The sequence below is a fragment of the Micromonospora sp. ATCC 39149 genome (genome assembly GCF_000158815.1).
Classification (GTDB): domain Bacteria; phylum Actinomycetota; class Actinomycetes; order Mycobacteriales; family Micromonosporaceae; genus Micromonospora.
The window spans coordinates 3,904,820-3,908,187 of sequence record NZ_GG657738.1; the positions used below are offsets into that span (position 1 = coordinate 3,904,820).

General features: G+C 77.4%; 4 protein-coding genes and 1 pseudogene. All 5 read left to right on the plus strand.

Going from position 1 to position 3,368, the window contains the following annotated elements:
• Window positions 1-805: ATPase, T2SS/T4P/T4SS family (locus MCAG_RS30970; protein ID WP_157548531.1), on the plus strand; the 805-nt coding region annotated here is incomplete at its 5' end.
• A gap of 479 nt (window positions 806-1,284) precedes the next feature.
• Window positions 1,285-2,223 (plus strand): hypothetical protein, encoded by a 939-nt coding sequence (locus MCAG_RS36280; RefSeq protein WP_007074165.1) that lies wholly within the window; start codon window positions 1,285-1,287, stop codon window positions 2,221-2,223.
• Window positions 2,220-2,957 (plus strand): type II secretion system F family protein, encoded by a 738-nt coding sequence (locus tag MCAG_RS16725; protein WP_007074166.1) that lies wholly within the window; start codon window positions 2,220-2,222, stop codon window positions 2,955-2,957. Before MCAG_RS36280 ends, MCAG_RS16725 begins: the two co-directional genes overlap by 4 nt.
• Window positions 2,958-3,009: 52 nt before the next feature.
• Window positions 3,010-3,177, plus strand: coding sequence for a DUF4244 domain-containing protein (locus MCAG_RS30975; protein WP_007074167.1), 168 nt, complete (start codon window positions 3,010-3,012; stop codon window positions 3,175-3,177).
• Window positions 3,174-3,368, plus strand: a pseudogene (locus MCAG_RS34915) (hypothetical protein); the annotation flags it as partial. The gene MCAG_RS30975 and the pseudogene MCAG_RS34915, both read left to right, overlap by 4 nt.

The following is a 3,368-nucleotide window of genomic DNA, read 5'->3' on the forward strand; positions in this document are numbered from 1 at the left end:
CACCTTCCGGCAGCGCCCGTTCACCCTCGACGACCTGGTGCGGCAGGGCACCGTGCCCCGGCCGATCGCCCCGGTACTGGCCGCAGTGGTGGCCGCCCGGCTCGCGTACCTGGTCGTGGGCGGCACCGGTTCCGGCAAGACGACCCTGCTCAACACCCTGCTCGGGCTGGTTCCGGCAACCGAGCGGATCGTGCTGGTCGAGGACGCCGCCGAGCTGCGCCCCGTGCACCCGCACGTGGTCGGGTTGCAGGCCCGCACCTCCAACGTGGAGGGCTCCGGTGCGGTCGGCCTCAACGACCTGGTTCGGCAGGCCCTCCGGATGCGCCCGGACCGGCTCGTGGTGGGGGAGTGCCGGGGCGGGGAGGTCGTCGATTTGCTCGCCGCCCTGAACACCGGCCACGACGGCGGGGCGGGGACGCTGCACGCCAACGCGCCCTCGGACGTACCGGCTCGGCTGGAGGCGCTCGGCATGCTGGGCGGGTTGCCCCGGGCCGCGCTGCACGCCCAGGTCGCCGCCGCGCTCCAGGTGCTGCTCCAGGTCCGCCGGGGCGCGCGGGGCCGGGTGCTGGAGTCGGTCTGCCTACTGCTTCCGGACGGCCCGGATCGCCTGGTCACGGTCGTCCCGGTCTGGGTGCGCGGCCATGGTCCCGGTCCCGCCGCGCGCGCCCTCGGCGCGTTGCTACGGGAGCGGGACGTACCGGTCCCGCCGGTCCTGTGCGCGGGGTGGCCGGACCGGGAACGTCGCGGGTCGGACGGCGCGACCGAGGCGTATGGGGCGGCTCCCCGGCACGGGGACGCCGAGTGACCACGACGGGCTGGCTGGTGGCCGTGTGCCTGGTCGCCGCTGCGACGGCCGTGGGGTGGCCGCTGCGCAACAGCCGGTCTCGGCGGCGTTCCGTGCTCACGGCGCTACCGCCCCGTTCGCCGGGCCGACCCAGCGACCTGAGCGCCGGCGAGCGGGCTTTGCCGCCTCCCGACCGGGCACACCCGGGCCCCGCGTCGGGCCCGGCGGAGCGGCAGGCAGGTGCCACGGACGCCACGAGCGCTGCCCACCCGCCGGGTTCGGCGGGGCGGGCCAGCCGCTGCCGTGGCCCCGCCCCCAGACCGCCCGAATGGCCCGGCTCGACCGGCCCATCCGGGCCTGGCCGGCGGCCGGGTCCGCCTGGCCGCCGTGACCCGCGCCGGCCCGCCGGTTGGGCTGACCGCCCGCCGACAGCCACGCACCAGCCGGTCCCGGCTCGCGCCGACCAGGGAGAACGGAAGCACGGGTCGTCGGCGCGATCCGTGCCCGGTGCCGCCGGCACCCGGTCGCGGCTGTCCGGATGGCTGTCGGCCTCGCCCCGGCGGGCCGTACTCGTCGCGGGCGTGGCCGGCGGGGGATCGGGCGGCCTGCTGGCCGGGCCGGTGGCCGCCGTGGTGGCCGGCGCGTATGGCGCGCTGCTCGTGCGGGGGCTGGTCCGGAGACGGCTTGCCCGGCAGGCGGAACTCGCCCGTCGGCACGGGCTGGACCAACTCTGCGCCCTCGCCGCGGACCTGCGGGCCGGCGTGCCGGTGCTGACCGCCGCCGCGACTCTGACCTCGCCCCCAGTCGCGCCGCCGTCGTCGCCCGCGCCTCCGTTCCCGCTGTCGCTGGCCGCGTTGTCGTCCGCCGCGCCGCCGGGCGTTCCGGACCCCGTCCCGATCGCCACCATCACCGCCCGCTCGACAGCACCCCTGCCAGCGCCCGGGTCCGCCCTGGACATCGGCCGGTCCGGGGCGAGCGCCGGCCCGGATGTGGCCAGCACCGCGCCGGGCCTGCCTGGCGAAGACCCGCCCAGGTCCGCGCGGGGCATCGGCCGGCAGCCCGTCGGCCTTGCGGCCGGCGCTTCCGACGCGCCGGATCGGCTCCGCCAGTTGGCTCGGGCTGCGGTCCGGCTCGCCGACCGGACAGGAGCTCCCCTGGCCGAACTGCTGGAACGAATCGAGGCCGACGCGCGGGCCGCCGACCGAGGGCTGGCCGCTGCGGCGGCGCAGGCGGCCGGAGCGCGGGCCACCGCCTGGCTGCTCGCCGCTCTGCCGCTCGGCGGCATCGGGCTCGGGTACGGGGTGGGCGTCGACCCGGTCGCGGTGCTGCTGCACACCCCAGTCGGTGGCGGTTGTGCCGTGGCGGCCGTGGTCCTCCAGTTCGTTGGCCTGCTCTGGACGGAACGCCTCGGTGCGGCACCCGGCGGGAGCCGCTCATGACCCGCCAGACGGTGGCCGCCGGTTGCCTCGTCGCCGCGGCGGTGCTTGCCCTGTCCATCGGTACGCGGACGGATGCCGTCCGACGGCTGCGCGGGTTGGGCGGGCGGGACGGGTCGGTCGGGCGGGCACGACCGGCGTGGTGGCCTGATTCGATTCGCCTCGGATCAGGACTGTTCGGCCTGGCGGTCCTGGTGGTGCTGGGTGGCTGGTCGGGCCTCCTCGGCGGGGTCGTCGCGGCCGTCGCGGCGGACCGAGGGCTGCGCCGGATCGAGCCTCCCGCCGCCCGGGAACGGCGGCTGCGGGAGGCCGCCGACCTGCCCCTCGCCGCGGACCTCCTCGCCGCCGCGATGCGGGCCGGGGCGTCGGTGGACCGTTCCGTGCTGGCGGTGGCCGACGCGCTCGGTGGGCCGCTCGCCGACCGTCTCGGCCGGGTCGGCCGGACCCTGCTGCTCGGTGGCGGCCCCCAGGAGGCGTGGTCGCATCTCCTCCCGGTGCCGGGGGCCGAGCGGTTGGCCGGTGCCGCGCTGCGCTCGTCGAACAGCGGTGCCGCCCTCGCCGGTGCGTTGACCCGCCTCGCCGACGACCTGCGCGCCGACCGCTCGACCGCCGCTGAGGCCGCCGCCCGCCGAGCCGGTGTGCTGATCGTGCTGCCGCTGGGGCTCTGCTTCCTACCCGCCTTCATTCTCGCCGGCCTGGTGCCGGTGATCGTCGCCGTCCTCGGCGACGTGCTCTGAGCGCCGCCAGCCGACCGGCTGGGCGGCTACCGTCGAGAAGGGAAGAACGAACATGCGCAAGATCCTCACCCGCCTGCGCGGCGACGCAGGGATGAACACCGCCGAGTACGCCGTCGGCACCCTCGCCGCCGTCGCGTTCGCCGGCATCCTCCTCAAGGTGTTGACCTCGGGGAACGTCCAGTCCGCGCTGACCGCCGTCATCGACCGGGCGCTGAAGTGACCGACCGCCGGCAGGCCGTGCGCGACCGGCGTACGCCGGAGCGACAGCCGCAGCCGGGTCGGCGCGTCCGGTCGACGCGGTGGACGTGGCGACGTCCGTCCCGGCTGCCACGGGAGCGTGGGTCGTTCACGGCCGAGTTGGCCGCCGGCCTGCCGGCGGTGCTGCTGCTCCTGCTCGCCGGCCTGACCGCG